This window comes from Methylotenera sp. E1MeOHC1 (genome assembly GCF_058745595.1).
Window position 1 is genome coordinate 2,491,398 of record NZ_CP196025.1, and the last position, 23,482, is coordinate 2,514,879.

A 23,482-nucleotide genomic window follows, 5' to 3' on the forward strand; every position below is an offset into this window, starting at 1 on the left:
TTAGTGAAGCGGCGATGCTAATCGCTGGCTGAGCGGTATATTCCGCTGATAATGAAATAGTTTTGCTATAAAAAAAGCCCACTACTCAGTGGGCTTTTTTATTTAGAGCTTACTTAGTCTCTTTAATTTCTTTTTCATCTTCAAAGAACTCGTCTTTGATTAAATCACTTGGCACTAAACCATCTTGCACCAGACTTGCACGTCGTTGCAGATAAGCGTCACGCATGAACGCGTAAGGGTCTAATGATGCATCATCTACTAAATCTTTTGCATCTAGCAACTCAGTACGTTTGTCTATGAATTGCGCAGCACGTAACTGATTGTGTAGGCGAACTTCACCGATATTGTGGGTGTAAGTGATCGGGTCAGTAGTTGAAAGGTCGACAATCCAGCCCGTGGTATCACGGACGGTAGATGGTCCTGCAAATGGCAGTACCAAGTAAGCGCCTGGACCTACACCCCAGTAACCTAGTGTTTGACCAAAATCTTCTTTATGCACTGGGATTTTATCCATACCAGTAACATCAATAAAGCCTGCTATGCCGAATGTGCTATTGATAACAAAGCGGCCTGCTTCGCTGAATGCATTAGCAAGTTTAAACTGCAGTAAGTTGTTCAATACGTTAGTAAGTGTACCTAGGTTATTGAAAAAGTTGTTTACACCAGTGCGGATAGGCGTAGGTGCGACTGTTTTGTAAGCAGTGGCGACAGGCTTGAATACAGCGCGGTCAGTAACATCGTTAAATTTGTAAACGCCGCGATTAATGCTCTCCAACGGGTCTTTATTAGCTTGGGACGCGCAGCCAGTAACCATCGCAGCCAATAGGCATGAGGCGAATAAATAGAATATTTTTTTATACATTTTTATGTTTCTTATTTAAAGACTTGTCGAAAAGTAGTGAGCCATTATACCAATTTATTGATAAGTAAATATTGATAGTGGTGCATGACGATAATTAACGCTTGTAAAATAAACCATTTGTTACATTTATGCAACAAAAATTCAGGCGCTGTTTTCTTAGCATTTCTACGGTGTTGATGATCTGTGCTGGAATGCCAAGCGGTATATTGACCCAATCATTTAAGTCAAACTGTGTTCTTGTATAAGCTGAGTACGCGTTCACGCTGCGTAGCATGATCTACAATCGGTTTGGGGTAATCCTGCCCAATAACGGAGTTGATGCTAGTCTGACGCTGTGCCGACATTAGCCATGGCGCGTGAATTTCTTTATCGTTGCAGTGTGCTAGCTCTGTCACATATTTACGGATAAATTTACCATGTCCGTCAAAGCGCTCGCTTTGCGTGATTGGATTGAAAATTCTAAACCAAGGCTGGGCGTCACAACCAGTAGAGGCTGCCCATTGCCATCCGCCATTATTTGCGCTGAAATCAAAATCAATCAGTTTTTCTGCAAAATAGCGCTCACCCCAGCGCCAGTCTATAAGCAGGTCTTTTACTAAAAAGCTGGCCGCGACCATTCTAAGGCGATTATGCATAAAGCCTGTGTTATTAAGCTGTCGCATTGCGGCATCGACCAGTGGATAGCCAGTTTTTCCTTCACACCATGCGGAGAACAGTGCACTATCGTTAGGGAAGGGAATAGCCTCGAACTCCGGTTTAAATGCTTTACCTGTTTGCAGTTGTGGATTGTGATGCAGTATTTGAAAGTAAAAGTCGCGCCAGATGAGTTCTGAAGCCCAAGTTTCTGCACCGAAGCCGCCGATTTGCAGCGCAGTTCTTGCCAGTTGGCGGATGGAGATAGTGCCAAAGCGTAAATGTACGGATAGATAAGATACACCTTTGACGGCGGGGAAGTCGCGTGCTTCTTTGTAATGTTTGATGCGCTCTATAAAGTCAGCAAACAGTGTTGCTGCGCCGCTCATGCCTGTGGGTAGGCGCATACTGGATAAATTGGTGCGCAGAAACCCTAGCGACTCTAGGCTCGGTAAGGTTTGTGGTTGAGTTTTGGCAAGGTTATGTAAGTAGCGATCAACCGGATAAGGCTTGAGGTAAAAGTCGTTAACAGTTTTGAGCCAAGTGTTTTTGTAAGGTGTAAATACGCTATATGGCTTGTGTGCCATGGTTAGTATTTCATCTTTTTCAAAGATGACCTGATCTTTGTAATGATGAAAATCAATCTGCAGCGTTTGCAGTTGCTGTGCAACTTGAGTATCACGTGCAATCGCACTGGGTTCGTAATCGTGATTGGTAAACACCGCCTGAGCTTGCAGCGTTTGCGCTAACTGCGGCACTTCATGCTGTGCCTTGCCATGTAGCACGATTAAATCACTGCCGTGTTGCTGGAGTGCTGCTTTGAGTTCTTTCACGCTTTCCCAGATAAACTCTACACGACGGTCTGACTTATCCGGCAGGTTGTTTAAGATTTCGGTGTCAAAAACAAATACACAGTAGACTTGCTGTGATGTTTTTAGCGCGTAATAGAGTGCGGCATGGTCATAGTCGCGCAGGTCACGACGGAACCAGACTAGGGAGGTTGAATATTGCATGCGCTACCACTTGTCAATTAAGGTGTAGTGATTTTACTCCAGTTATCTCACTAGTTTTGATTACAACGATAGCGTGTTGCCATTTTGCTTAGCTTCTTGCGCCCATCATGTATTTTTGTGGTGGGATAGAAGTAGTTTCATTGCTGCTGGAAGGCGTGAGTAAGCCTAGGAGTAGTTGTAAGTCTAGTGATAGTAGAATTAGCTCTTCATCGCCCAGTGCATCTACGCGCTCAAAGACCTCAGTCGCATATTGGCGGTCTTTAATTAGTTTTGCTGGGTTGACTGCGCCTATTACTTTTCTAGCTGCTACAGAGAATTTTGACAATACAACTAAACATTGATTATCCATAATGGCTCCCAGAGAATTTTTCTAAAAAAGTGCTAATTAGCTACAAATGCAATTTAATGGTGCATAGGTTAGTTAAATTAGGCACTTATCTTGTTGATATCTCTAAACTAAGCATTAAGCATGCCAGAAGGGTGGGGTTATTCGCGGTGGTATGGATGGTTTTGAATGACAGAGTGCGCGCGGTAGAGTTGCTCGCATAGGAGTACACGTACAAAGGCATGCGGTAAGGTGAGCTTGGATAAACCCCACAGCCAATTGGCTTGCTGTTTGAGGCTGGCATGAATGCCGTCGGCGCCGCCGACTACAATACTGATATCTTTGCCTAGTGATTGCCAAAACTGCATTTTCTCGGCGAGTTGCAGTGTGGTGACTTCTTGTCCTCGCTCATCACAGACCACTAGAAAGTCTCGGCCTGCGGCTTCCAGAATACGCTTAGCTTCCGCTTCTTGCACCACGGTGCTGTTTTTGCCATCTGCACGTTTATCTGGTTTGATTTCAACAATCTCAACACTGAGTTCACGCGGCATGCGCTTAATATATTCTGCGCAAGCGGTCTCTACCCAGCTAGGCATTTTGTGACCGACAGAAATAATCCGAAGTTTCAAGTGGCTTTAGGGGGATGGTTGGTGAGGGGCATTGCGAAAGCTGAACCCTGCCACCTAGCGGCGCAGGGTCCTTGTGGTCACTTACACTGGTTTAATGTGGCTGCGGCGTGCTTCTGCCTCGCCCCATAGTTGCTCAAGGTTATAGTATGCGCGAGTTGCCGGTACCATAATGTGTACAACGATATCGTCTAAGTCTACTAAAACCCATTCTCCCTCTTTTTCGCCTTCAGTACCGCGAATCGCAAAGCCTTTTTCTTTGATTTTTTCTCTTACGTTGTCTGCAACAGCTTTCGCTTGGCGGCTAGAGTTTGCTGATGCAACAATCATGTAATTTGTCATGCTGGTGAGTTTGCGTACATCCATGACGCTGATATCAAAACCTTTGATATCTTCAATTGCATCTACTACTGCGTTTTTCATAGCTTCTAAATCTAAATTGTTAGAAGCTGCTTTCTTTGTGTCTTGTGTCATTTAAGCGGCCTGTGCTGGTATTGCATTACGTTGAGATTTTATGCGGTTTTCGTTATCCACATAAATAAGTTGTGGCGTGTAGTTTTCTAGTTCGGCTTCATTATAGTTCGCATAACTGGCGATAATAATGATGTCTTTAGGGTCTGCCTTGTGTGCGGCAGCACCATTCACTGAAATAATGCCTGAATGACGATCAGCACGAATCGCATAAGTAGAAAAACGCTCACCATTGGTGACGTTGTAAATACTAATCTGCTCGTATTCGTGAATATTCGCCGCTTCGAGTAATTCTTCATCTATCGCACAGCTACCTTCGTAGTGTAATTCAGAGTGCGTGACGTGTACGCGGTGCAACTTAGATTTAAGCATGGTTCTTTGCATGTGCTTAACCGATTTTCAAAAGGGATTGCATTATAGTCTTTTCAATCACTTAGCGCAAAAATCAATATTATCGATGAGTCTGGTATTACCAAGTTTTGCAGCAATCAGGACAACAAGCTGGCTATCTTGGTTCTTTGCAGGCTGTAAAGTGCAGGCCGCACGTACTGATATATAGTCCACTAACCAGCCTTTTTGCACCAAGGTTTGTGATACAGAATGGGTTAAATCTGCAAAATTGGTATTGCCTTGCTTGATCTGATTAACGATATTCACTAAACATTGGTGCAGTTGTGCCGCCTCTGCTTTTTGTGCCGGTGTTAGATAGCCGTTGCGTGAGCTCATGGCGAGGCCGCTTGGCTCGCGCACCGTATCACCGGCAATAATCTGTATCGGTAAGTTAAATTGTCTCACCAGTTCTTTAATGACAAATACCTGCTGAAAGTCTTTTTTACCAAATATCGCCACTTGCGGCATAACTAAATTAAATAACTTCATGACGACCGTGGCCACGCCAGAGAAATGCCCGGGGCGTGAGGCGCCGCATAGCTCTGAGGCAATTGACGGCGCGGAAATAGTCATGGTCTGGTTTAGTTGCTCACCATCAAAATCCGGGTACATTTCAGTTACGCTAGGGATGAACACAATATCAGCGCCTGCGTCTTCTAGTCGTTTGCAATCGGCCTCTAGGGTGCGGGGGTAGTTGGCTAGGTCTTCATTAGGGCCAAACTGTAACGGGTTGACAAAAATACTGACGACTACACATTGCGCATGTTGTCTGGCTAAACTCACCAGCGCGATGTGGCCATCATGCAGGTTGCCCATGGTAGGAACAAAGGCTATGCTGTTGTGTGCCTTGAGTGTGTGTCTGAGTTGATCAGCGGTGTGGATGCGTTGCATGTTTTAGCGACAGTTGAGGTTTAGTAGCTATGTTCGAGCGCAGGAAAGCTTTTATCTTTCACGGCTTTTACATAGTTGCTCACAGCTTGTTGCACGCTGTTGGTATCAGCTAAAAAGTTTTTTACAAATCGCGGTGCTTTAAATTCACTAGGCAATTTGCTAGCTGCGCCATTATAAATGCCCAGCACATCTTGGATAACGAGTACTTGCCCATCGCAGTCTACGCCAGCGCCTATCCCGATGGTCAGTGCTTTAATGCTGTCTGTAATCTGCTTTGCTAATGCTGCGGGTACCATTTCCAGCACCATCATGCTCACGCCGGCATTGCTCATATCTATGGCGTCTTGCATGATTTGATGGGCGCTTTCCTCAGTTTTTCCTTGAATCTTATAGCCGCCAAGTTGATTGACCGACTGCGGCGTGAAGCCCAAGTGCGCACAGACAGGGATGCCTCGCTCAATAAGGTAGCGTGCGGTTTCTACACGGTCACCGCCACCTTCAAATTTAACCATTTGCGCGCCGGAGCGTATCAACCACTCCGCGTTTTTGTAAGCAGCTTCGTTATCGTGCTCGTAACTGCCTACGGGCATATCGGCAATAATCAAGCTATTAGGTGCGCCTGCCGCAACGCTTTTGGTATGGTACGTCATGTGATGCATGCTTACATTGAGGGTATTTTCAGCACCCTGTAATACCATGCCGAGAGAGTCGCCTACTAGTAGAATGTCCACGCCAGCATACGCCATCAACTTAGCGAAAGTGGCGTCATAGCACGTGAGCATGGCTATTTTCTCGCCGCTGGCTGCCATTTCATTGAGCTTAGGTAATGTCATGTATGTATACCCAAAGGTTATTCAAAGTTAGGATTAAAGAACTCGCGCTGTCCTTTAATCTGCAAGATGCGGTCGAGCAACAAGTCTAGAGAGCTGTGGTTTTTAACAATATTAAGCTTCTCGTTGTTGACGATCAACACTGGGGATGTGTCGTAATTGTGGAATAGGTCACTGTATGCGTTGGATAGTCGTTCGATATATTCTCTTGGGATATCTTGTTCGTAGCTGACGCTACGCTCTTCAATACGCTCCATTAATGAGTCAATTGGTGTTTGCAGATAAATCACCAGGTCAGGCTTGGGCGCTTTGAGCTGCAGGTGCTGGTATATCTGATGATACAGCGCATATTCTTCATCATCTAAATTGAGTCTGGCAAATAACGGGTCTTTTTCTAAAAAGAAATCGGCAACTATCGGTTTTGCAAACATATCGCGCTGGCTTAACTCTTTGATTTGATTGGCACGCTGAAATAAGAAAAACAGCTGTGTCGGTAGGCCATAACGTTGCGCATCTTGATAAAAGCGTGGTAAAAAAGGGTTGGCCTCTGCTTTTTCGGACAGATAATCCACTGGGAACTTATCCGCCAGCATTTTAGAAAGCGTGGTTTTGCCACAGCCAATTGGGCCTTCAACAACAATGTATGGAAATTTATTAAAAATGCTCATGTTTTAACTTACTGAGGGTAATTTTCTGCAGATGGTAATTTGTTGATGCCAAACAATAACTCTGGCGTCATATACGCGGCTATTTTGCCATGATTTGGGATGGAAATATCCGGCGCAATTTCAAATAATGGTAATAAAACAAAACCACGTGTATGCATGCGCGGGTGCGGCAGGGTGAGTTTGGGTGTGTTCAGCGTTACATCTTCATATAACAGCAAGTCACAATCCAATACGCGCGGCGCATTGATATAAGGGCGCTCCCGTCCCGCAATATTTTCAATGTTGAGAATAGCGTCAAGTAGCGCCTCAGGTGAGAGCGTGGTTTCCACTTCAGCCACAGCATTGATAAAGTCAGGTGCGGTATCAACGCAATCAATCGGCGCTGTTTGGTAGAGCGATGATTGCTTTAGTAATCGAGTCCCCGGCAAGTGGTTTAATGCAATCAATGCACGCTCCACCTGCACTTTTGGGTTTTCCAGATTACTTCCAAGTGCAACAAATGCGCGTTTTATCATGATTCAGATGGTGCGCTGCCGCTTGGTTTTTTGCGATTTCTTTTTCTACGTTTTTTAGGAGCGGTGTCCGCCTCCAGCATCGCTTGGCGTGTTTCGTTATCCGCTTCTGCAAATGCGGTCCACCATGTGCCTAGTTCTGCTGGCAACTCGCCTGACTCACAGCGCAGTAGCAGAAAGTCGTAACCGGCGCGGTAGCGCGGATGTATGAGTAAGCCAAATGGACGTTTGCCTGAGCGCTGTTCAAAGCGCGGCTGCATGCCCCAAATTTCTTTCATGGTTGCGGTGTAGCGGTTATGAATCGCCAGTTTTTCCGCTTGTGAGGCTAAAACTTCACTCATCGCCATGTGCAGTGCGGGGATAGGTGGGTTGCCATCTTTTTTATAGACCTCCCACGCCGCGAGTACTTCATGCCATAGCAAGGTGGCAAACAGGAAGCTCGGGTTGGCGGATTTGCCTGACAAAATACGCTCGTCTGTATTTTTGAGTGCGAGCATGACAAAGCGCTCGCCCATGGGCTGCTCTAACACCACATCTAGCATAGGGAGCAGGCCGTGATGTAGATGTTGTTTGCGCAATGCACTGACGCTTTCAATAGCGTGGCCCGATAAAAATAGCTTGAGCATTTCATCGAACAAACGGCTGGGCGGTACGTCTTGCAGTAAGTCTGCCATTTTGGCGATAGGCGCCATGGTGGCTGGGTCGATTTTTAACCCTAACTTTGCAGATAAACGTACTACACGTAGCATACGCACTGGGTCTTCGGCATAACGTGTTTCTGGTTTGCCTATCATGCGCAGTATGCCGGCCTGAATATCGGCAAACCCTTGATGGAAGTCTAGTACGATCTCGCTGGTAGGGTCGTAATACAAGGCATTGGCAGTAAAGTCGCGACGTGTGGCGTCTTCTTCCAAGCTGCCAAATACATTATCGCGAATGATGCGGCCGCTTTCATTGGTGTGAGCGTCACCTTTGGCTTCATGGTGGCCGCGAAATGTAGATACCTCAATGGTTTCATCACCAAACAACACGTGTACTAGCCTAAAGCGCCTGCCAATAATGCGTGAGCGTCTAAATACACGGTTAACTTCTTCAGGCGTGGCATCTGTTGCTACGTCAAAGTCTTTGGGGACACGCTGTAGCAGTAAGTCGCGCACGGCACCGCCAACGATATACGCTTCAAACCCTGCTTTTTGCAGACCTTCAATAGTTTTTATGGCGGCATTACTTAGCAGTCTGCGGTCAATTTGGTGCTTTTTGAGCGGAATGCTGTTCGCGTTATCAGTGTTGCTGCCTTTTCTTTTGGCAGATTTCTTTGTACCTAAGACAGGGCGCGTTGCATGCTGCGATTTTGCGTTTTCTGGCCTGGCTCGCGCTGATGTTTCATGCTCGGTTTTAGCTAGTTTAGGCTTAAAGATTTTGTTGAACAGTTTTCTTATCATGTTGAAATTATAGCTTAACCTATATTGATTCTAAAATCTGAATGATGCATGGGTGGATGCTGGCCGTGCTGATGAGATCGCGTGTTGAGCGGCGTGAGGTAGTGGCACGCTGCTGTTCAAGCGCGCTCGTTTTTCCACAATACATCACTTACGCCAGCTTCTTTGTTAATAATACGACACATCACAAATAATAAATCAGAGAGTCGATTTAAATATTGCAGGGAAACTTCAGTTACTTTCTCATTGCGGTGTAATTCAATGAGTTTGCGCTCTGCGCGGCGGCATACGGTGCGTGCTAAATGGCAAAAGGCTGCACTTTTAGTGCCGCCGGGCAATATAAACTCTTTTAATGGGCTAAGCCCGTCATTTAGTGTGTCTATGTGATGCTCTAAATCATCCACGCACGATGCTGTTAATAGTACATAACCAGGAATGCAAATCTCTCCGCCTAGGTTAAATAAATCGTGCTGAATTTTAGTGAGTGTAGTTTGCAAGTGGGAAGAGACCCCCTCTGCCAAGATTAAGCCGATGACTGAGTTCAGTTCATCTACATCGCCCATCGCCTCTACGCGGATGCTATCCTTGCTTATGCGGCTACCATCACCCAGTCCTGTGGTGCCGCTGTCGCCTGTGCGCGTGTAAATTTTACTTAAACGGTTACCCATTATTCATCCTTTTTCTTATGCGCCTGTGATGTCTGATGCTATGTTATGTTGCGGTATGCGGTTGAGCATTTAATTATCTCAACGGTTTATAATGTGTGCATTGTAACTTAACCGCTTAATGATGACCGATCAATCCAATATGCATGATATCAAGCAAAGGCCAGTCGCTGTTTTTGATTCTGGAGTGGGCGGCATCTCGGTTTTACAACATATTCATGCATTGTTGCCTAATGAGCAATTGCTGTACGTGGCTGACAGCAAGTACGCGCCTTACGGTAATAAAAGTCCGGCAGAAATTCAAGCGCGCTGTATCGAGATTACCGATTTTTTAATCGCAAACTATGCCAAAGCCATCGTGGTGGCGTGTAATACAGCGACTGCCGCCGCCATTGATATGATGCGAGAGAAATATACGCTACCTATTATTGGTATGGAGCCAGCAGTCAAGCCTGCGGCAACGGCCTCAAAAAATGGCATTGTCGGTGTGCTGGCAACCACCGGCACCTTAAAAAGTGCCCAATTTGCAGGCCTGTTAGAAAGCTATGGCCGCAATGTAAAAGTCGTCACGCAGGCATGTGTTGGTTTGGTGGAGTGTGTAGAGCGCGGAGAGTTGCAGGCCGATAATACTTTGCAATTGGTTAAAAAATATTGCCAGCCATTACTGGATGAAGGTGCAGATACCATCGTGCTTGGCTGTACGCACTACCCCTTTGTGCGGCCATTGATAGAACAGGTAGTAGGCGAGCAGGTAAGCCTGATTGATACTGGCGCTGCAGTAGCTAAACAGTTGCAAAAGCGATTAGCCGAGCTTGATTTGCTCACTAGCGAGTCGCAGCTGGGGAGCGTGCGGTTTTGGACAAATAGTGCCGCAGAAAATGCAAAACAGGTGGTGGATAGTTTGTGGAAGCAGTCAGCCGAAGTTAGTTTGCTATAGCTTGATATCGTAAGTTACCCATTTGGTTTGCATGGCAAGCTTATCGTATGTGTTTCTTGCTTGAGCGTTGTTTTCGGTAGTAATCCAGCGCAGTACGGACCAGTTTTTCTCTTTCGCAATGTGCGTGACAGCTTCAATCAGCTTTGTTCCTATCGCGTTGCCGCGGGCGGAAGGGGTGACAAACAAGTCATCCAAATAGCCACCGGTGGAGGCTGACAGTGGCCGAGCAAATGGCCGGTAATGCGCCAGGCCGACCGCAACGCCTTCGTGGTTGATGGCAATTAAACCATTCATCTCGTGATTGGTATTATGCAGCCAAGACCAAACTTGGTCGCGCATCTCTTGGGTCTGTGTTACTTGATAAAACTCCGCATACGCTGCGTACAAACTACACCAGCTTGTGTAGTCGGATATAGCAATGGGGCGCACTGAAATCATTGCTGATGCAATAACAACTGATTCGCAGCTATCTCAAGCGGCTAGTGATGGTGGCTAACCACTTCGCCAGCTTTTAATTTATATTTTGTTCCACAGTAAGGGCAGGCCACATGGCCTGTTTTTGCTACGTCTAGAAATACACGTGGATGAGATGACCATAATGCCACCTCAGGTGTTGGGCAGTGCAACGGCAGGTCTTTAGCTGATACTTCGATTTCATTCGCGTTAGACATTAAAATATCCTTATTTCACCATTCCCGCTTGCGCGGGAATGGGCGTGTTAGTTTTTATACTAATGTTAACCAGTCTGCGTGTTTTGCAGACTTACCTGTCACTACATCAAAGTATAGTTTTTGTAATTGCTTAGTGATTGGGCCTGCAGTGCCTGCACCGATTGCGCGGTTATCTAGCTCACGGATTGGCGTTACTTCAGCGGCTGTGCCGGTGAAGAATGCCTCATCAGCGCCATAAACTTCGTCGCGCGTGATGCGTTTTTCAATCACTGGAATACCTAATTCAGTCGCCAATTGCACGATAGTGTCGCGCGTGATGCCTTCTAGCGCGCTGGTCAGGTCTGGTGTGTACAGTTTGCCGTTGCGAACGATAAAAATGTTTTCGCCAGAGCCTTCTGCAACAAAGCCGTCTACATCCAGCAATAATGCTTCTTGATAGCCATCTTGCGCAGCTTCTTGGTGAGCCAAGATGCTGTTCATGTAGTTACCGTTTGCTTTGGCTTTACACATGGTGATGTTAACGTGGTGACGTGAGAATGATGATGTTTTCACGCGAATACCGTTATCTAGAGCATCTTGACCCATGTAAGCGCCCCATTTCCATGCAGCCACGATAACATGGGTAGAAAGTGTTTTTGCAGAGATACCCATTGCTTCTGCGCCGTAAAACGCCATTGGGCGCATGTAAGCAGATTCTAGATTGTTATCACGTACTGCTGCTTTTTGCGCTTCGATTAGCTCTTCTTTGCTGTAAGGCATTTTCATGCCTAAGATATGCGCAGAGCGGAATAATCTGTCTGTATGCTCTTTCAAGCGGAAAATTGCAGTGCCTTTGTCTGTTTTGTAGGCGCGTACACCTTCAAACACGCCCATGCCGTAGTGCAATGTGTGTGTTAGAACGTGAGTGGTGGCGTCACGCCAGTTCACCATTTTACCGTCATACCAAATTACGCCGTCGCGGTCTGCCATACCGCCAGAAGTTGCTGCAGGGTTAGCCATGCTGAGTCCTTAAAATGCTTGAAGTTTTGCAAAAGTAATATTGTAAACGAGTGCGCACTTGGTTTGCAGTAATTTATCTGATTTGTAGATAAATTTATCATGCAACATGTTGAATTTATTGTGCATGGTAGAATCTTTACCTATTAATGATGCTGCAAAGGTGGGATTCGGTGAATAAATTCATGAGATTAATATGGCTGGTGCTGTTACTGCCGTTGCTGGTGGGCTGCGGCCCTGCAAATAATGCGCAAAAGTTTAATACTACAGACATTACTGGGGCGGACTTCGGTAACGCGCTTAATCTGACCGATCACACTGGCAAGCCGCGCACATTGAGTGATTTTAAGGGTAAGGTTGTTGCGTTATTTTTTGGTTATACGCATTGCCCAGACGTGTGCCCAACCACGCTTAATGATATGAAACAAAGCATGAAGTTACTAGGGGCTAACGCTAGTGAGTTACAAGTGCTGTTCGTGACTTTGGACCCTGAGCGTGATACGCAGCCATTGCTGGCGCAATTTGTGCCGGCTTTTGATCCTAGCTTTATCGGCCTGTATGGGACTAAAGAGCAAACCGCGGCAGTGCTTAAAGACTTTAAGATTTTTGCAGCAAAAGTTGAAAATAAAGGGCGTAGCGGTTACACCATAGACCATAGCGCGGGTGTCTATGTGTTTGATAAAGCCGGCAAGATTCGCCTGTATGTGGATTATGGTACTAAGCCGGATATGATTGCGAGTGATATTCAGAAGTTGCTGTAGCTGCGGCATTGCTTTAGCGGATGGTGTGTGCGCAGGATGCAAATACGCCAAGCTGCCTAGCCCAAGTAATCTAGATGACGTGTAGCTTAGGCGACCACGCTTTCAGTTCTTTTTCTGCTGCTTTGTAATCCGGGAAAATACTGGCAACCACTGCCCAAAATTTTGCTGAGTGGTTCATCTCTTTTAAGTGCGCTAGCTCATGGCACACCACGTAATTGATAATGTGCGGCGGAGCCTGCAGCAGGCGCCAGTTTAGCCGAATTTCTTTTTTGGAGTTGCAGCTACCCCAGCGCGAGCGCGCGTTGGATAGGAATAATTCAGGGGTAGGTACACCTAGTTTGGTGGCAAACAGCGATAAGCGTCTGGAAAAATCAGTCAGTGCCTGTTTTTTATACCATTGCAGTACTTTTCTTTCCACAGCGCTTGGCTCATCGTGATTGGGCATAGCCAGTTGTAAAAAGCCCGGTGTATATTCAACCGCTCTGGAGCGAATATCCTGTTTTGTCACTAGCGTAATTGGGTTGCCTAGCAATAAAAGCTGGTTGCCATCTTGCCATTGCATCGGCGGGTGCTGGTTGGCGCTACGTGCCTCTAGTTTTTTAAGAATCCAATCAGCTTTCAGTACAATCAGGCTTTCCAGATAGGTTTGCGCGATGCGCTTGGGTGCATGGATGATTAGGCCTTCTTGTGTGATTTTGAGGCCAACGGTGCGGCGCTGCCTGTGTTCCAGCGTGTAGTGGATTTTCTCGCCAGAGGGGAGTTGGATGGTGTGACTCATTCCGGCAGCGTTGCCATTTCAGACTCTATCCAATGCTCAACTTGGCTGTTTAATGCATCGGTTTTAATATTGACGGTTTGTATTGCTTTGCCTATGTGTATCTGAATCACACCTGGCTTTTTGATAAATGAATTTTTAGCCCAGAACTTGCCTGCATTGTGTGCAACCGGCACCACCTGTGTTTCGGTATGGGTTGCGAGCCATGCGCCGCCAATATGATATTTGCCGCGCTCACCCGGCGCCTTGCGCGTGCCTTCAGGGAAAATGACCACCCATAATCCTTTTGTTAGCCTAGCTTTACCTTGGGCCACAAGTTTTTTCAGCGCCTCGCGCCCTGCACTACGGTCAATTGCAATCGGGGATGACATTGCCAAACCCCAGCCAAATATTGGAATCCACAATAACTCACGTTTCAGCACGTAAACTTGCGTAGGGAAAATGGCCTGAAATGCTAAGGTTTCCCAAGCGGACTGATGCTTTGCCAGAATGATGCTGGGCGTGGTTGGGATATTCTCTAACCCTTTAATTTCATGGCGGATATTGCAAGTAATACGTAGCCACCAAATCATGCTGCGCGCCCAGCCTGAGATCAGCACGTTACGTGTGACAGGGTGCAGTGGCATTGAGAGCAATGCAATCAATGTGAAAATGGGTGCAGTAATGATCTGCCCGAGTAAAAATAAAGTGGAGCGTAACAGCAGCATGGGCTTAGGTGTGTTCTAAAGTTTAGATGTATTCTGAGTTAGATATTTTCAGCAATGATATATTGAGCAGCTTCACTTAAGTCGGCAAATACGATGGTATTAGCTGGTAACTCACCAGAACTTAGCGTGGTTTCACCTTTGCCGGTGCGCACTAAGATGGGTTGGCAGCCTGCATTGGCAAACGCCTGTAAATCGCGCAATGCATCACCCACACCGCATACCTGATTTAAATCTACAGAGAAGCGCTTGCCAATCTCTTTAATCATGCCAGTTTTTGGTTTGCGACAGTTGCAGTTGTCATCAGCCGAGTGCGGGCAATAAAACACTGCATCAATGCGCCCGCCGACTAGTGACAGCTCGCGGTGCATTTTGTCGTGAATGCTGTTGAGGGTAGCCATGTCAAATAAGCCACGGCTCACGCCTGATTGGTTGGTTGCAACCACTACTCTGAACCCGGATTGGTTCAATAGGGCGATAGCTTCAAGGCTACCAGGAATCGCAATCCACTCATTAGGATTTTTAATGAAATTGGCGGAGTCCTGATTAATGACACCGTCGCGATCTAATATCACTAACTTCATAAGGTAACCAATCTTATCTCAATGTTATACACGCTCATTTTACTAAAGAAATTTTAAGTCATGCTTTAGTGTGATGAGCGTGGTGAATGGATTATTAACCTGCCAGTTTAGATAAATCAGCGACACGGTTCATGGTTTGGTGCAATGTGGCAAGTAAACCTAAACGGTTTGCCTTAAGTGCGGCATCGTCCGCATTGACCATGACGTTGTCGAAGAAGTCATCCACAGGCGCTTTTAATGCCGCCAGTGCCTTTAATGAGTTTGTGTAATCGCCGCTCTCAAAGTGTTTGTCTGCTTCTGGTTTGACTGATAGTAGTGCGTTATTCAATGCAATTTCAGCGGCTTCTTGTAGCAAGCTCACATTCACTTGCGCTTGGATCTCACCTTCCACTTTTTTTAGGATATTGCTGACGCGTTTGTTCGCTGCCGCCAATGCTGGCGCCTCGGCAAGCTCAGAGAACGTGCGTACAGCGGCAAGGCGTTGTGGAATTTCACTGAGCATAGCAGGGTCTAGTGAAAGTACTGCATCTACCTCTTGCGCTGTGGCGCCATTCTCACGTAAGTTGACGCTCAAGCGGTCAAAGCAAAACTCTTTGATGGCTTGTACAGTAGCTTTGGTACTAGCTGCATCGTGCTCAAACGCTGACAGTACATCTTGAATCAGTGCTTCAAAAGCTAATGATAGTTTGCCTTCAATCAGCATGCGGATGATGCCTAGCGCTTGCCTGCGTAATGCGAACGGGTCTTTATCGCCCGTAGGTTTTTCGCCAATGCTGAATAAACCAACTAGGGTTTCGAGTTTATCTGCCAATGCAACGGTGATACCCACTTGATTGCGTGGCAAGTCATCGCCAGCAAAACGTGGTTTGTAATGGTCTTCAATTGCAAAAGCAACTTCGTTATCTAAACCTTCATGTTGCGCATAGTAGCGCCCCATGATGCCTTGCAACTCAGGAAACTCACCTACCATGTCCGTGATAAGGTCGGTTTTTGCCAATTGTGCAGCTAGGCTAGCCTGTGCTGCCAATGCGTCGCCACCTAGTTGTTGGCCAATCAATTTAGCAATCGCAACTACGCGCTCTGTACGCTGACCTTGTGAGCCTAGTTTGTTGTGATAAACCACTTTTTCTAAGCTAGCAATACGTGATTCCAGCGTTTTTTTGCGGTCTTGGTCAAAAAAGAACTTAGCATCGGCCAAGCGCGGACGTACCACGCGCTCGTTACCGCCAATCACTGCAGATGGGTCGGCAGGACAAATATTAGATACGATTAAGAACTTGTTTGTTAACTTGTTATTGCTATCTAACAATGGGAAGTACTTTTGATTCGCCTTCATGGTAAGAATCAAGCACTCTTGCGGTACTTCTAAATAGATTTCTTCAAACTGACCAAGTAGCACATTTGGGCGTTCTACCAATGCAGTCACTTCATCCAGTAATGCATCATCGTCAATTGGTTTCAGGCCTTCTTTAGCTGCTGCTGCCGTGAGTTGACGTACGATTTCAGCACGACGCTCAGCAAAGCTGGCAATCACTGCACCTTCTGTTTTAAGTTGCTCTGCGTAGCTGTCTGCGTTTTTAATCACCACATTAGCTGACTTAGCCTCAAAGCGGTGCCCTTGCGTTTGGTTGCTAGCGTTTAACCCTAGCGCACTGGTTGCAACAATATCGCTACCATGCAGGGCGATTAAGCCATGTGCTGGGCGCACAAAGTTAACGCTGCTCCAGCCATCTGCTAGCTGGTAGGTCATGACCTTAGGGATAGGCAGTTTTTGGATGGCTTCTTCAATGGCTTTTTGTAAACCATCGTTGAGCACAGCGCCTTTTTGCGTCACTTCTAAAAACAAGGCTTCGTTCTTGCCATCCATTTGCTTGGTTAGCTGTGAAACTGCGGCTTCGTCTAAGCCCATGCCATTTAAGCGTTTAATTAGGGCAGGGGTGGCATTGCCGTTTGCATCCAACCCTACGCTCACAGGCATCAGCTTTTGTGAAATTTGCTTGTCTTTAGCTTGCGCCTCAATAGCGGTAATGTGCGCTGCCAAACGGCGCGGTGTTGCAAAAGAAGTCACGACTGAGTTTTCAGCAGATAAGCCCTGAAGCTTCAAGGTTTCAAATAATGTGCTGCTGAATGCGTCGCCTAGTTTTTTCAGTGCTTTTGGCGGCAGCTCTTCTACAAATAATTCTACAAGTAAGTTTTGTTGTGACATGATTTAAGCAACCTTCTTATCTTTTTCTTGTTTTTCTTTATCAAGCTTGGCTAGCACTTCATCTGCCCAATCTTTTGGCGCCATCGGGAAGCCAAGTCTGGCGCGGCTGTCTAGGTAGCTGGCAGCAACAGCGCGTGCCAAGTTACGAATGCGGCCAATATAGCCTGCGCGCTCAGTCACAGAAATTGCACCGCGAGCATCAAGCAAGTTAAAGGTATGTGCTGCTTTAAGCACTTGCTCATAAGCAGGTAGCGCTAATTGATTTTCCATCAAATGCTTGGCTTGTTTTTCATGCGCATTGAATGCGGTAAACAAGAAGTCAGCATCTGAGTGCTCAAAGTTGTAAGCACTTTGCTCTTGTTCGTTTTGTAGGTATACATCGCCATAGCTTAAGGCTTTACCATTTTCATCACGTGTCCAAGTCAGGTTGTATACGTTATCCACCCCTTGCAGGTACATGGCTAAACGCTCTAAGCCATAAGTGATTTCGCCGGTAATCGGTTTGCAGTCAATGCCGCCTACTTGTTGGAAGTAAGTAAACTGAGTCACTTCCATGCCGTTTAACCAAACTTCCCAGCCTAAACCCCATGCGCCTAGTGTTGGGTTTTCCCAGTCATCTTCTACAAAGCGAATGTCATTTTGCTTTAAGTCAAAACCTAGCGCTTCTAGCGAGCCTAGGTACAGCTCCAAAATGTCTGCTGGTGCTGGTTTTAATACCACCTGAAATTGGTAGTAATGCTGTAAACGGTTTGGGTTTTCGCCATAACGACCATCTTTAGGGCGGCGGCTTGGTTGCACGTAAGCTGCTTTCCAAGGCTCAGGGCCTAATGAACGTAAGAACGTTGCAGTGTGCGAAGTACCAGCACCAACTTCCATGTCGTAAGATTGTAGAAGCGCACAGCCTTTGTCGCTCCAGTATTTTTGCAGGGTGAGAATAATCTCTTGAAATGTTAAAGCCATGATATGTTCGTTGAAATTGGCGAAAAGTGCAATTTTACTTGGTTTTGTAGTCTTGCAATAGGTTTTATCTTGATGACATTCTGTTACGTTTCCATATGAGCAGCAATAAGCCGAAACATATGGTTAGAAATAGCCAGTTTCCCCAGTATACATAAGGGGTTGTGCCAGTGTAGCCTTGGGCGTATCCATTGAGTGAGGTTTGCACAAAGTGTGGTGCGTGTGCTGTGAGATAACCTTTTTGGTCAATAATCGCAGTCGCCCCTGTGTTAGTGGCGCGTAACATCATGCGGCCTGTTTCAAGCGCGCGTGCTTGAGAAAACTGCAAGTGTTGGTCTGCCGCGTAAGATTCGCCGTACCATGCGTCGTTACTGACGTTAACTAATAACGAGGCCATCGGTAGTTGGCGAATGATCTCTTCACCAAACACGTCTTCATAGCAGATGTTGACCGCTACTTTTTCACCTGCAACAGGCATAGGCTGCTGATATTTTGCACCGCGAGATAAGTCGCTCAAAGGCATATTGAGCCAGTCTCGATATACCCAGCCAAATGCCACTTTCAGTGGAATAAACTCACCAAATGGTACAAGGTGCGATTTACGATACGTCAGTGTTTGCTTACTGCCATAGCTCAGTACGCTATTAAAGTATTCACCATCCTCACGCTCAATCATCCCAACCAAGATGTCGCCCTGATTTTTATGTGCGTGTGCAAGTAACCTTGTTTTTAACTCGTGCGGAACCTCACTGGCAATCACTGGCAGCGCTGTTTCTGGCAGTACAATTAATTTTGCGCTACTTTGTTCCGTCATGGTCAGGTATTGCTGCATGGTGTGTTCAGCAAGCTCTGGTGCCCATTTCAGGTTTTGTTCAATATTGCCTTGTAGCAAGCTCACGCTGAGCGGTTTGCCAATCGGTGTCGTCCATTCAATCTGTTTTAACCCATAACCGGTGGAGATGAGTAATAACAGCGTGCCGATTGCGCCACGTTGCCAGGCGGGTGCTTTGGATTTATTTGCTAGCCAAACACCAATCACGCTGGCAATCAGCACTGTAATGAAAGTCACACCATAAACACCGGTAATTGGCATATAGCCGGCTAAAGGGCTGGCTGGGACTTGGCTGTAGCCAATCGTGAGCCACGGAAATCCAGTAAATATCCAGCTTCTTACCCAGTCTGCGAGTGCCCAAAATACCGGAATGGCAATGATAATGGAGTTAGGCTGCTGCCCCATTTTTTTGCTCAAGGCACCGACCGCGGCCGGAAATAACGCCAAAAATGCCGCTAATACAAAAGTAGAAAAAGCTGCCATGATGCCAGGCATGCCGCCATAGGTATGCAGGCTAATGTAAATCCAGTAAATGCCAACACCAAATAGGCCTAAGCCATAAGTAAAGCCGTTGATAGCGGCAGACTTGGCTGAGTCACTTAAGCTAATGAAATAGATAACGCCAATCAGCGAGAGTATGCTGGCAGGGTAAAAGTAGTAGGGCGCAAAACCAAGCACACCAAAAGCACCTAGTGCAAAGAGCGTTGCGGTTTTTATTGCAGGGTTGGATATAGGAAATAGCATGCTGCGAATTGTAGCTTGTTAGTGCCTTAGATAACAAAGATTAACATCTAAATTGTGCTGCGCGGATTAGCTTATGTTGACATGGTGGCTATATAAGTCATATATTTAATTACCAAGTAAGAAAAATATTTGAAGTTAACCATACCCGTTACAGATGTTGCATCTGTCTGTACAACTTTATGACTGGAGAAATGCATGAGTATCGCGTCGGAATTTAAACAATTTGCTTTAAAAGGCAATGTCATGGATTTAGCAGTGGGTGTCATCATTGGCGCTGCATTTGGAAAGATTGTCGATTCTTTAGTGGGCGATATCATCATGCCGCTGATTGGTAAGGTTGTGGGTAATGTAGATTTTACTAATATGTTTGTTGCATTAGCAGCAATACCGGAAGGGAATGCGGGGACGTATGCGGCACTTAAGCAAGCGGGAGTGCCGATGCTTGCTTATGGTAATTTTTTAACCATCGTGATTAATTTTGTCATCTTAGCATTCGTGATCTTTATGTTAGTGAAACAAATGAATCGTCTGAAAAAAGCCGAGCCCGCACCGGCGCCTGCACCAACGGCAGAAGATATTATTTTGTTACGCGAGATTCGTGACGCACTGAAAAAATAGACTTAAATCTTGGTAATTTGAAAGTAAAAAAGCGCCTTGAACGGCGCTTTTTTATGTGTGCAAGTTATTGAAGTGGCACTTCATAATGTTGGCCCGCTTCAGCCCCTTCACTGCCATCATTCTTTAAAAACGCAACCATCACCACTTTGTCATCAATAAAATCTAACTCGGTAGTTTCATAATAAGAACCGTCAGCAGCCGTATTGATAAAATGGTAAAGCCAAATTGAAGCTACCACTTTACCCGAGCCTTTTACTTTTACATCGTCTGATTTTGCGGGCTCGCCAAACTGTTCAATAATTTGGGCTTTACTAAATTGATTGATTGACTTTACAAAGTCCTGCTCTATCGTGGGGATGGTAGCCTTGCTGCTCGTGGCTTCCTCTGCCATTGCAGTTTGTACCAATAGTGCCTGCGCAACAAAAAGACAAACAAACAATAAGTGCTTCATAACGAACTCCAGTTAAATTGGACTAAAGAATTGAGATTCACGACAACACAGAGTTATGAAATGAATCTCTAGACTTAGTTCCCTATCTACCTAATTTAAAATGGAATAGTTGAAATTAAACTTAGTTTTTGTTAGTCTTTATTCTCGGTAGCCGGCTCTGTTTTAACCGAAACTAAAATGGTGTGCAGACGGCGGCTATCTGCGCGTAATACTTTTACGTGAATGCCGTTGAAACTAACTTCTTCATTGCGTTTTGGTAAGTGGCCAAATTTGCTAACAATCAAGCCACCTATGGTGGAAAACTCTTCGTCGCTGAAGTCTGTGCCTATAATTTCATTAAAGTCTGCAATCTCGGTGAGTGCCTTAACTCGGTACTGACCATCTGCATTTTGAATAATATTGTCTTCATCTTCGTCGTAATCGTACTCGTCTTCAATATCGCCAACAATCTGCTCCAACACGTCTTCAATGGTTACCATGCCAGCCACACCGCCGTACTCATCTACCACAATGGCAATATGGTTGCGGTTGCTGCGGAACTCTTTCAGCAATACGTTGAGGCGTTTGGCTTCTGGGATAAACACGGCAGGGCGTAACATGTCGCGGACTTCAAAGTCTTCGCCCGCATAGTAACGTAACAAATCTTTTGCCAGCAAAATGCCGATGACATCATTTTTATTACCTTCAATCACAGGAAAGCGCGAGTGTGCGGTTTCAATCACACTGGGGATAAATACTTCGGGAGGCTCGGTGATGTCAATAACATCCATTTGTGAGCGCGGAATCATGATGTCGCGCACTTGCATTTCACTTACTTGCAGCACGCCTTCAATCATTGCGAGCGAATCCGCATCCATTAAGCTATTTTCATATGCGCTGTGCAGTAGCTCGACCAGCTGTTCGCGGTCTTCGGGTTCCCGCAATAAGAAATTACTTAAACGTTCCAACAAGCTGGGCTTGTTACTTGATTTATGGTTACTTGGTTTTTCCGACTCGGTTGCCATTAGTTGGCGTCCTATGTAATGAGATAGGGAGAAGCATACCCTAATTTCGTGACAATTGCAGTTTCTAGGCCTTCCATCAGCTCAGCCTGTGCATCGGTTTCATGGTCGTAGCCGTGCAAATGCAATATGCCATGCACCGTTAAATGCGCATAATGTGCTTCTAGGCTTTTTTGCTGTGCTTTGGCTTCCGTGGCTACTACCGATGCGCAAATGATGATGTCACCCATCAGGTGGGGCTCTTCGGTAAGCGGGAAGGTCAGCACGTTTGTTGCATAATCTTTGCCGCGATAGGTGTTGTTGAGCAGTTGGCCCTCTTCAGCATCGACGATGCGGATGGTCACTTCGGTATCTACTCGTAGCGCAGCTTTTGCCCATTTGCGAAACTGACTAGCACTAGGAAGGCTGTCGGCGACGCTGGCATATTGAATGGTTGCAGCTAATTTAGGCATAGGTAGTCTTAATCGGTTTTAGATTGTAAGTCTGTGCCATCAGTGTACGGAAACTTCACGTGACCATAGCGCACCACTAAAATGGCCAGCGCAATCAATAGGATGGAGCCAGAAAGTGCAAACATGGTCATCGCGTCGAGCTCTTTGATGTCCAGCACTAGAAATCGGGCTAGGGCGATAATGCCAATATATAGCGGATACCTGACCGGCAGTTTGCCTGCTGTGAGGTAGTGGCTAAGCATTGACATCACCTCAAGGTATAGGAACAGCAGCAATAGGTCGCCAACGTGAATAGTGCGTTCATCCCAAATATTTAGAATTGCCTGAAGCACGCCAAAAATCGTGGCAATGCCAATCACAATCAATACTACTTGCTCAACAATACTTAAGCCTTTTTGCAAAATCTTGCTGTATTTATTTGGTGTCATTTTTTATCTCAAAAATTATGCATTGTTATTTCGATTATACCTTGCGCTATTCTAGCGCGGTAATGCCATGCTATGTGCTTGCTTTATATCCGTTAATTTTTTTGGTGCGACTCGTATTCTTCATAAGCATTGACGATTTTTTGTACCAAGGGGTGGCGTACCACATCGCCAGATAAAAAGTGGGTCATGGCAATGCCTTTGATATCTTTTAATACCTTTTGCGCTTCGACCAAACCACTTTTTTGATGTCGCTGTAAATCGATTTGTGTCACGTCACCGGTAATGACTGCTTTAGTACCAAAGCCGATACGCGTTAGGAACATTTTCATTTGTTCCGGTGTCGTGTTTTGCGCTTCATCCAGAATAATAAAGCTTTGGTTCAAAGTGCGTCCGCGCATGTAAGCGAGTGGTGCCACCTCAATGGCGCCACGTTCAAACATTTTGTTCACGGTGTCATAACCTGCTAGGTCATACAATGCATCGTATAATGGGCGTAAGTACGGGTCTACTTTTTGGTTTAAATCGCCAGGCAAAAAGCCCAAGCGCTCGCCAGCCTCAACCGCCGGGCGCACTAGCACAATACGCTTAACGCGGTCACGCGTCATCGCATCTACTGCGCAGGCAACGGCTAAATAAGTTTTACCTGTACCGGCCGGCCCAATGCCAAACGTAATGTCATGCTCTTGTATTTGCTGCAAATATGCCACTTGGCGTGGTGTGCGCCCATGCAAATCACCGCGGCGTGTCATGAGTACAGGCATTGCAGTTGAAACCACATCCTCAGGTTTGAGTTTGTCGATTTCGACTAAGCCCAGTTGTACATCTTCTAGCTCGATAGGTTTTTTGGCACGGACGTAAAAGTTTTCAATCAGTTGTGCCGCAAGACGTGTGTTGTCCAGTTTGCCACTGACGTTAAACGTGCTGCCGCGGCGGTTAATGTTAACTTCGAGTGCGGTTTCAATTTGCTTGATGTTTTCATCCAGCGGCCCGCATAGATTAGCAAGGCGAGCATTGTCTTCAGGGGTTAGGGTAATTTCCAT

Annotated in this window: 30 protein-coding genes; 4 read left to right on the top strand and 26 right to left on the bottom strand. The window is 46.0% G+C overall.

Going from position 1 to position 23,482, the window contains the following annotated elements; genetic code table 11:
* Positions 1-109 precede the first annotated feature (109 nt).
* The 12 genes from ACSSU7_RS11750 to ACSSU7_RS11805 form a co-directional block, all read right to left on the bottom strand.
* A complete protein-coding gene (locus ACSSU7_RS11750) occupies positions 110-862 on the bottom strand; it encodes an MlaA family lipoprotein (protein WP_492516650.1) in 753 nt (250 codons plus the stop codon).
* A gap of 224 nt (positions 863-1,086) precedes the next feature.
* On the bottom strand, positions 1,087-2,508 hold the full coding sequence (locus tag ACSSU7_RS11755; protein ID WP_492516651.1) for a cryptochrome/photolyase family protein: 1,422 nt from the start codon (positions 2,506-2,508) through the stop codon (positions 1,087-1,089).
* A gap of 88 nt (positions 2,509-2,596) precedes the next feature.
* Entirely contained in the window at positions 2,597-2,857 is a 261-nt protein-coding gene (locus tag ACSSU7_RS11760) for a hypothetical protein (RefSeq protein WP_492516652.1), read from the bottom strand.
* Between the two features lie 137 nt (positions 2,858-2,994).
* Entirely contained in the window at positions 2,995-3,462 is a 468-nt protein-coding gene (gene rlmH, locus ACSSU7_RS11765; RefSeq protein WP_492516653.1) for a 23S rRNA (pseudouridine(1915)-N(3))-methyltransferase RlmH, read from the bottom strand.
* A gap of 81 nt (positions 3,463-3,543) precedes the next feature.
* The gene (rsfS, locus tag ACSSU7_RS11770; protein ID WP_492516654.1) at positions 3,544-3,933 is read right to left on the bottom strand and encodes a ribosome silencing factor; all 390 of its coding nucleotides are present in this window, start codon (positions 3,931-3,933) and stop codon (positions 3,544-3,546) included.
* Complete coding sequence (panD, locus tag ACSSU7_RS11775; protein WP_492516655.1) at positions 3,934-4,314, bottom strand: aspartate 1-decarboxylase; 381 nt, start codon at positions 4,312-4,314, stop codon at positions 3,934-3,936.
* Between the two features lie 45 nt (positions 4,315-4,359).
* Complete coding sequence (panC, locus tag ACSSU7_RS11780; protein ID WP_492516656.1) at positions 4,360-5,211, bottom strand: pantoate--beta-alanine ligase; 852 nt, start codon at positions 5,209-5,211, stop codon at positions 4,360-4,362.
* A gap of 20 nt (positions 5,212-5,231) precedes the next feature.
* Positions 5,232-6,044: a 3-methyl-2-oxobutanoate hydroxymethyltransferase gene (gene panB, locus ACSSU7_RS11785; protein ID WP_492516657.1), complete on the bottom strand. Its 813-nt coding sequence runs from the start codon at positions 6,042-6,044 to the stop codon at positions 5,232-5,234.
* A 17-nt stretch (positions 6,045-6,061) separates the two neighbouring features.
* Positions 6,062-6,709, bottom strand: coding sequence for a deoxynucleoside kinase (locus ACSSU7_RS11790; protein ID WP_492516658.1), 648 nt, complete (start codon positions 6,707-6,709; stop codon positions 6,062-6,064).
* 8 nt (positions 6,710-6,717) lie between these two features.
* On the bottom strand, positions 6,718-7,224 hold the full coding sequence (folK, locus tag ACSSU7_RS11795; protein ID WP_492516659.1) for a 2-amino-4-hydroxy-6-hydroxymethyldihydropteridine diphosphokinase: 507 nt from the start codon (positions 7,222-7,224) through the stop codon (positions 6,718-6,720).
* Entirely contained in the window at positions 7,221-8,663 is a 1,443-nt protein-coding gene (gene pcnB / locus ACSSU7_RS11800) for a polynucleotide adenylyltransferase PcnB (protein WP_492516660.1), read from the bottom strand. The genes folK and pcnB overlap by 4 nt, the downstream gene beginning before the upstream one ends.
* Before the next feature lie 116 nt (positions 8,664-8,779).
* Positions 8,780-9,328 carry a cob(I)yrinic acid a,c-diamide adenosyltransferase gene (locus tag ACSSU7_RS11805; protein WP_492516661.1) on the bottom strand — a complete coding sequence of 183 codons (549 nt, stop codon included), beginning with the start codon at positions 9,326-9,328 and terminating at the stop codon, positions 8,780-8,782.
* A gap of 121 nt (positions 9,329-9,449) precedes the next feature.
* Between ACSSU7_RS11805 and murI the strand changes: the two genes are divergently transcribed.
* Positions 9,450-10,262: a glutamate racemase gene (gene murI, locus ACSSU7_RS11810; protein ID WP_492517799.1), complete on the top strand. Its 813-nt coding sequence runs from the start codon at positions 9,450-9,452 to the stop codon at positions 10,260-10,262.
* Here the strand turns inward: murI and ACSSU7_RS11815 are convergent.
* Genes ACSSU7_RS11815 through ACSSU7_RS11825 form a run of 3 tightly spaced genes read right to left on the bottom strand, consistent with a single transcriptional unit; the run spans position 10,257 to position 11,932 of the window.
* The gene (locus tag ACSSU7_RS11815; RefSeq protein ID WP_492516662.1) at positions 10,257-10,700 is read right to left on the bottom strand and encodes a GNAT family N-acetyltransferase; all 444 of its coding nucleotides are present in this window, start codon (positions 10,698-10,700) and stop codon (positions 10,257-10,259) included. The genes murI and ACSSU7_RS11815 overlap by 6 nt on opposite strands.
* Before the next feature lie 41 nt (positions 10,701-10,741).
* Complete coding sequence (locus tag ACSSU7_RS11820; RefSeq protein WP_492516663.1) at positions 10,742-10,933, bottom strand: zinc-finger domain-containing protein; 192 nt, start codon at positions 10,931-10,933, stop codon at positions 10,742-10,744.
* A gap of 54 nt (positions 10,934-10,987) precedes the next feature.
* On the bottom strand, positions 10,988-11,932 hold the full coding sequence (locus ACSSU7_RS11825; RefSeq protein WP_135278522.1) for a branched-chain amino acid transaminase: 945 nt from the start codon (positions 11,930-11,932) through the stop codon (positions 10,988-10,990).
* Positions 11,933-12,114: 182 nt separating this feature from the next.
* Here ACSSU7_RS11825 and ACSSU7_RS11830 point away from each other — a divergent pair, with 182 nt between their 5' ends.
* A complete protein-coding gene (locus tag ACSSU7_RS11830; protein ID WP_492516664.1) occupies positions 12,115-12,690 on the top strand; it encodes an SCO family protein in 576 nt (191 codons plus the stop codon).
* A 70-nt stretch (positions 12,691-12,760) separates the two neighbouring features.
* Here ACSSU7_RS11830 and ACSSU7_RS11835 read toward each other — a convergent pair whose 3' ends face one another.
* Entirely contained in the window at positions 12,761-13,468 is a 708-nt protein-coding gene (locus ACSSU7_RS11835) for a M48 family metallopeptidase (RefSeq protein ID WP_492516665.1), read from the bottom strand.
* Positions 13,465-14,037, bottom strand: a complete 573-nt coding sequence (locus tag ACSSU7_RS11840; protein WP_492516666.1) for a lysophospholipid acyltransferase family protein — start codon at positions 14,035-14,037, stop codon at positions 13,465-13,467. Before ACSSU7_RS11840 ends, ACSSU7_RS11835 begins: the two co-directional genes overlap by 4 nt.
* On the opposite strand from ACSSU7_RS11840, the gene ACSSU7_RS11845 reads away from it, so the two are divergent.
* A complete protein-coding gene (locus ACSSU7_RS11845) occupies positions 14,036-14,191 on the top strand; it encodes a hypothetical protein (RefSeq protein WP_492516667.1) in 156 nt (51 codons plus the stop codon). The genes ACSSU7_RS11840 and ACSSU7_RS11845 overlap by 2 nt on opposite strands.
* 19 nt (positions 14,192-14,210) lie before the next feature.
* On the opposite strand, the gene gmhB is transcribed toward ACSSU7_RS11845, so the two are convergent.
* The 4 genes from gmhB to lnt form a co-directional block, all read right to left on the bottom strand.
* Complete coding sequence (gene gmhB / locus ACSSU7_RS11850) at positions 14,211-14,753, bottom strand: D-glycero-beta-D-manno-heptose 1,7-bisphosphate 7-phosphatase (RefSeq protein ID WP_492516668.1); 543 nt, start codon at positions 14,751-14,753, stop codon at positions 14,211-14,213.
* Positions 14,754-14,847: 94 nt separating this feature from the next.
* The gene (gene glyS / locus ACSSU7_RS11855) at positions 14,848-16,959 is read right to left on the bottom strand and encodes a glycine--tRNA ligase subunit beta (RefSeq protein ID WP_492516669.1); all 2,112 of its coding nucleotides are present in this window, start codon (positions 16,957-16,959) and stop codon (positions 14,848-14,850) included.
* Positions 16,960-16,962: 3 nt separating this feature from the next.
* Positions 16,963-17,919, bottom strand: a complete 957-nt coding sequence (gene glyQ, locus ACSSU7_RS11860; protein WP_492516670.1) for a glycine--tRNA ligase subunit alpha — start codon at positions 17,917-17,919, stop codon at positions 16,963-16,965.
* Positions 17,920-17,983: 64 nt separating this feature from the next.
* Positions 17,984-19,492, bottom strand: a complete 1,509-nt coding sequence (gene lnt / locus ACSSU7_RS11865; protein WP_492516671.1) for an apolipoprotein N-acyltransferase — start codon at positions 19,490-19,492, stop codon at positions 17,984-17,986.
* A gap of 195 nt (positions 19,493-19,687) precedes the next feature.
* Between lnt and mscL the strand changes: the two genes are divergently transcribed.
* Positions 19,688-20,110 carry a large conductance mechanosensitive channel protein MscL gene (gene mscL, locus ACSSU7_RS11870; protein WP_492516672.1) on the top strand — a complete coding sequence of 141 codons (423 nt, stop codon included), beginning with the start codon at positions 19,688-19,690 and terminating at the stop codon, positions 20,108-20,110.
* 64 nt (positions 20,111-20,174) lie between these two features.
* Here mscL and ACSSU7_RS11875 read toward each other — a convergent pair whose 3' ends face one another.
* The 5 genes from ACSSU7_RS11875 to ACSSU7_RS11895 form a co-directional block, all read right to left on the bottom strand.
* The gene (locus tag ACSSU7_RS11875) at positions 20,175-20,561 is read right to left on the bottom strand and encodes a hypothetical protein (RefSeq protein ID WP_492516673.1); all 387 of its coding nucleotides are present in this window, start codon (positions 20,559-20,561) and stop codon (positions 20,175-20,177) included.
* 131 nt (positions 20,562-20,692) lie between these two features.
* Positions 20,693-21,565, bottom strand: a complete 873-nt coding sequence (locus ACSSU7_RS11880) for a CorC family transporter (RefSeq protein ID WP_492516674.1) — start codon at positions 21,563-21,565, stop codon at positions 20,693-20,695.
* Between the two features lie 11 nt (positions 21,566-21,576).
* On the bottom strand, positions 21,577-22,014 hold the full coding sequence (gene ybeY / locus ACSSU7_RS11885) for an rRNA maturation RNase YbeY (RefSeq protein WP_492516675.1): 438 nt from the start codon (positions 22,012-22,014) through the stop codon (positions 21,577-21,579).
* A gap of 8 nt (positions 22,015-22,022) precedes the next feature.
* Complete coding sequence (locus ACSSU7_RS11890) at positions 22,023-22,442, bottom strand: phosphate-starvation-inducible protein PsiE (RefSeq protein ID WP_135278511.1); 420 nt, start codon at positions 22,440-22,442, stop codon at positions 22,023-22,025.
* Between the two features lie 92 nt (positions 22,443-22,534).
* Positions 22,535-23,482, bottom strand: coding sequence for a PhoH family protein (locus ACSSU7_RS11895; protein ID WP_492516676.1), 948 nt, complete (start codon positions 23,480-23,482; stop codon positions 22,535-22,537).

Bases quoted from the DNA above. Each gene is read 5' to 3' on its own strand.
- ACSSU7_RS11750 (WP_492516650.1), bottom strand. From the start codon at position 862: ATGTATAAAAAAATATTCTATTTATTCGCCTCATGCCTATTGGCTGCG.
- ACSSU7_RS11755 (WP_492516651.1), bottom strand. From the start codon at position 2,508: ATGCAATATTCAACCTCCCTAGTCTGGTTCCGTCGTGACCTGCGCGAC.
- ACSSU7_RS11760 (WP_492516652.1), bottom strand. From the start codon at position 2,857: ATGGATAATCAATGTTTAGTTGTATTGTCAAAATTCTCTGTAGCAGCT.
- rsfS (WP_492516654.1), bottom strand. From the start codon at position 3,933: ATGACACAAGACACAAAGAAAGCAGCTTCTAACAATTTAGATTTAGAA.
- panD (WP_492516655.1), bottom strand. From the start codon at position 4,314: ATGCAAAGAACCATGCTTAAATCTAAGTTGCACCGCGTACACGTCACG.
- panC (WP_492516656.1), bottom strand. From the start codon at position 5,211: ATGCAACGCATCCACACCGCTGATCAACTCAGACACACACTCAAGGCA.
- panB (WP_492516657.1), bottom strand. From the start codon at position 6,044: ATGACATTACCTAAGCTCAATGAAATGGCAGCCAGCGGCGAGAAAATA.
- ACSSU7_RS11790 (WP_492516658.1), bottom strand. From the start codon at position 6,709: ATGAGCATTTTTAATAAATTTCCATACATTGTTGTTGAAGGCCCAATT.
- folK (WP_492516659.1), bottom strand. From the start codon at position 7,224: ATGATAAAACGCGCATTTGTTGCACTTGGAAGTAATCTGGAAAACCCA.
- pcnB (WP_492516660.1), bottom strand. From the start codon at position 8,663: ATGATAAGAAAACTGTTCAACAAAATCTTTAAGCCTAAACTAGCTAAA.
- ACSSU7_RS11805 (WP_492516661.1), bottom strand. From the start codon at position 9,328: ATGGGTAACCGTTTAAGTAAAATTTACACGCGCACAGGCGACAGCGGC.
- murI (WP_492517799.1), top strand. From the start codon at position 9,450: ATGACCGATCAATCCAATATGCATGATATCAAGCAAAGGCCAGTCGCT.
- ACSSU7_RS11815 (WP_492516662.1), bottom strand. From the start codon at position 10,700: ATGATTTCAGTGCGCCCCATTGCTATATCCGACTACACAAGCTGGTGT.
- ACSSU7_RS11820 (WP_492516663.1), bottom strand. From the start codon at position 10,933: ATGTCTAACGCGAATGAAATCGAAGTATCAGCTAAAGACCTGCCGTTG.
- ACSSU7_RS11825 (WP_135278522.1), bottom strand. From the start codon at position 11,932: ATGGCTAACCCTGCAGCAACTTCTGGCGGTATGGCAGACCGCGACGGC.
- ACSSU7_RS11830 (WP_492516664.1), top strand. From the start codon at position 12,115: ATGAGATTAATATGGCTGGTGCTGTTACTGCCGTTGCTGGTGGGCTGC.
- ACSSU7_RS11835 (WP_492516665.1), bottom strand. From the start codon at position 13,468: ATGAGTCACACCATCCAACTCCCCTCTGGCGAGAAAATCCACTACACG.
- ACSSU7_RS11845 (WP_492516667.1), top strand. From the start codon at position 14,036: ATGCTGCGCGCCCAGCCTGAGATCAGCACGTTACGTGTGACAGGGTGC.
- ACSSU7_RS11840 (WP_492516666.1), bottom strand. From the start codon at position 14,037: ATGATTTGGTGGCTACGTATTACTTGCAATATCCGCCATGAAATTAAA.
- gmhB (WP_492516668.1), bottom strand. From the start codon at position 14,753: ATGAAGTTAGTGATATTAGATCGCGACGGTGTCATTAATCAGGACTCC.
- glyS (WP_492516669.1), bottom strand. From the start codon at position 16,959: ATGTCACAACAAAACTTACTTGTAGAATTATTTGTAGAAGAGCTGCCG.
- glyQ (WP_492516670.1), bottom strand. From the start codon at position 17,919: ATGGCTTTAACATTTCAAGAGATTATTCTCACCCTGCAAAAATACTGG.
- lnt (WP_492516671.1), bottom strand. From the start codon at position 19,492: ATGCTATTTCCTATATCCAACCCTGCAATAAAAACCGCAACGCTCTTT.
- mscL (WP_492516672.1), top strand. From the start codon at position 19,688: ATGAGTATCGCGTCGGAATTTAAACAATTTGCTTTAAAAGGCAATGTC.
- ACSSU7_RS11875 (WP_492516673.1), bottom strand. From the start codon at position 20,561: ATGAAGCACTTATTGTTTGTTTGTCTTTTTGTTGCGCAGGCACTATTG.
- ACSSU7_RS11880 (WP_492516674.1), bottom strand. From the start codon at position 21,565: ATGGCAACCGAGTCGGAAAAACCAAGTAACCATAAATCAAGTAACAAG.
- ybeY (WP_492516675.1), bottom strand. From the start codon at position 22,014: ATGCCTAAATTAGCTGCAACCATTCAATATGCCAGCGTCGCCGACAGC.
- ACSSU7_RS11890 (WP_135278511.1), bottom strand. From the start codon at position 22,442: ATGACACCAAATAAATACAGCAAGATTTTGCAAAAAGGCTTAAGTATT.
- ACSSU7_RS11895 (WP_492516676.1), bottom strand. From the start codon at position 23,482: ATGGAAATTACCCTAACCCCTGAAGACAATGCTCGCCTTGCTAATCTA.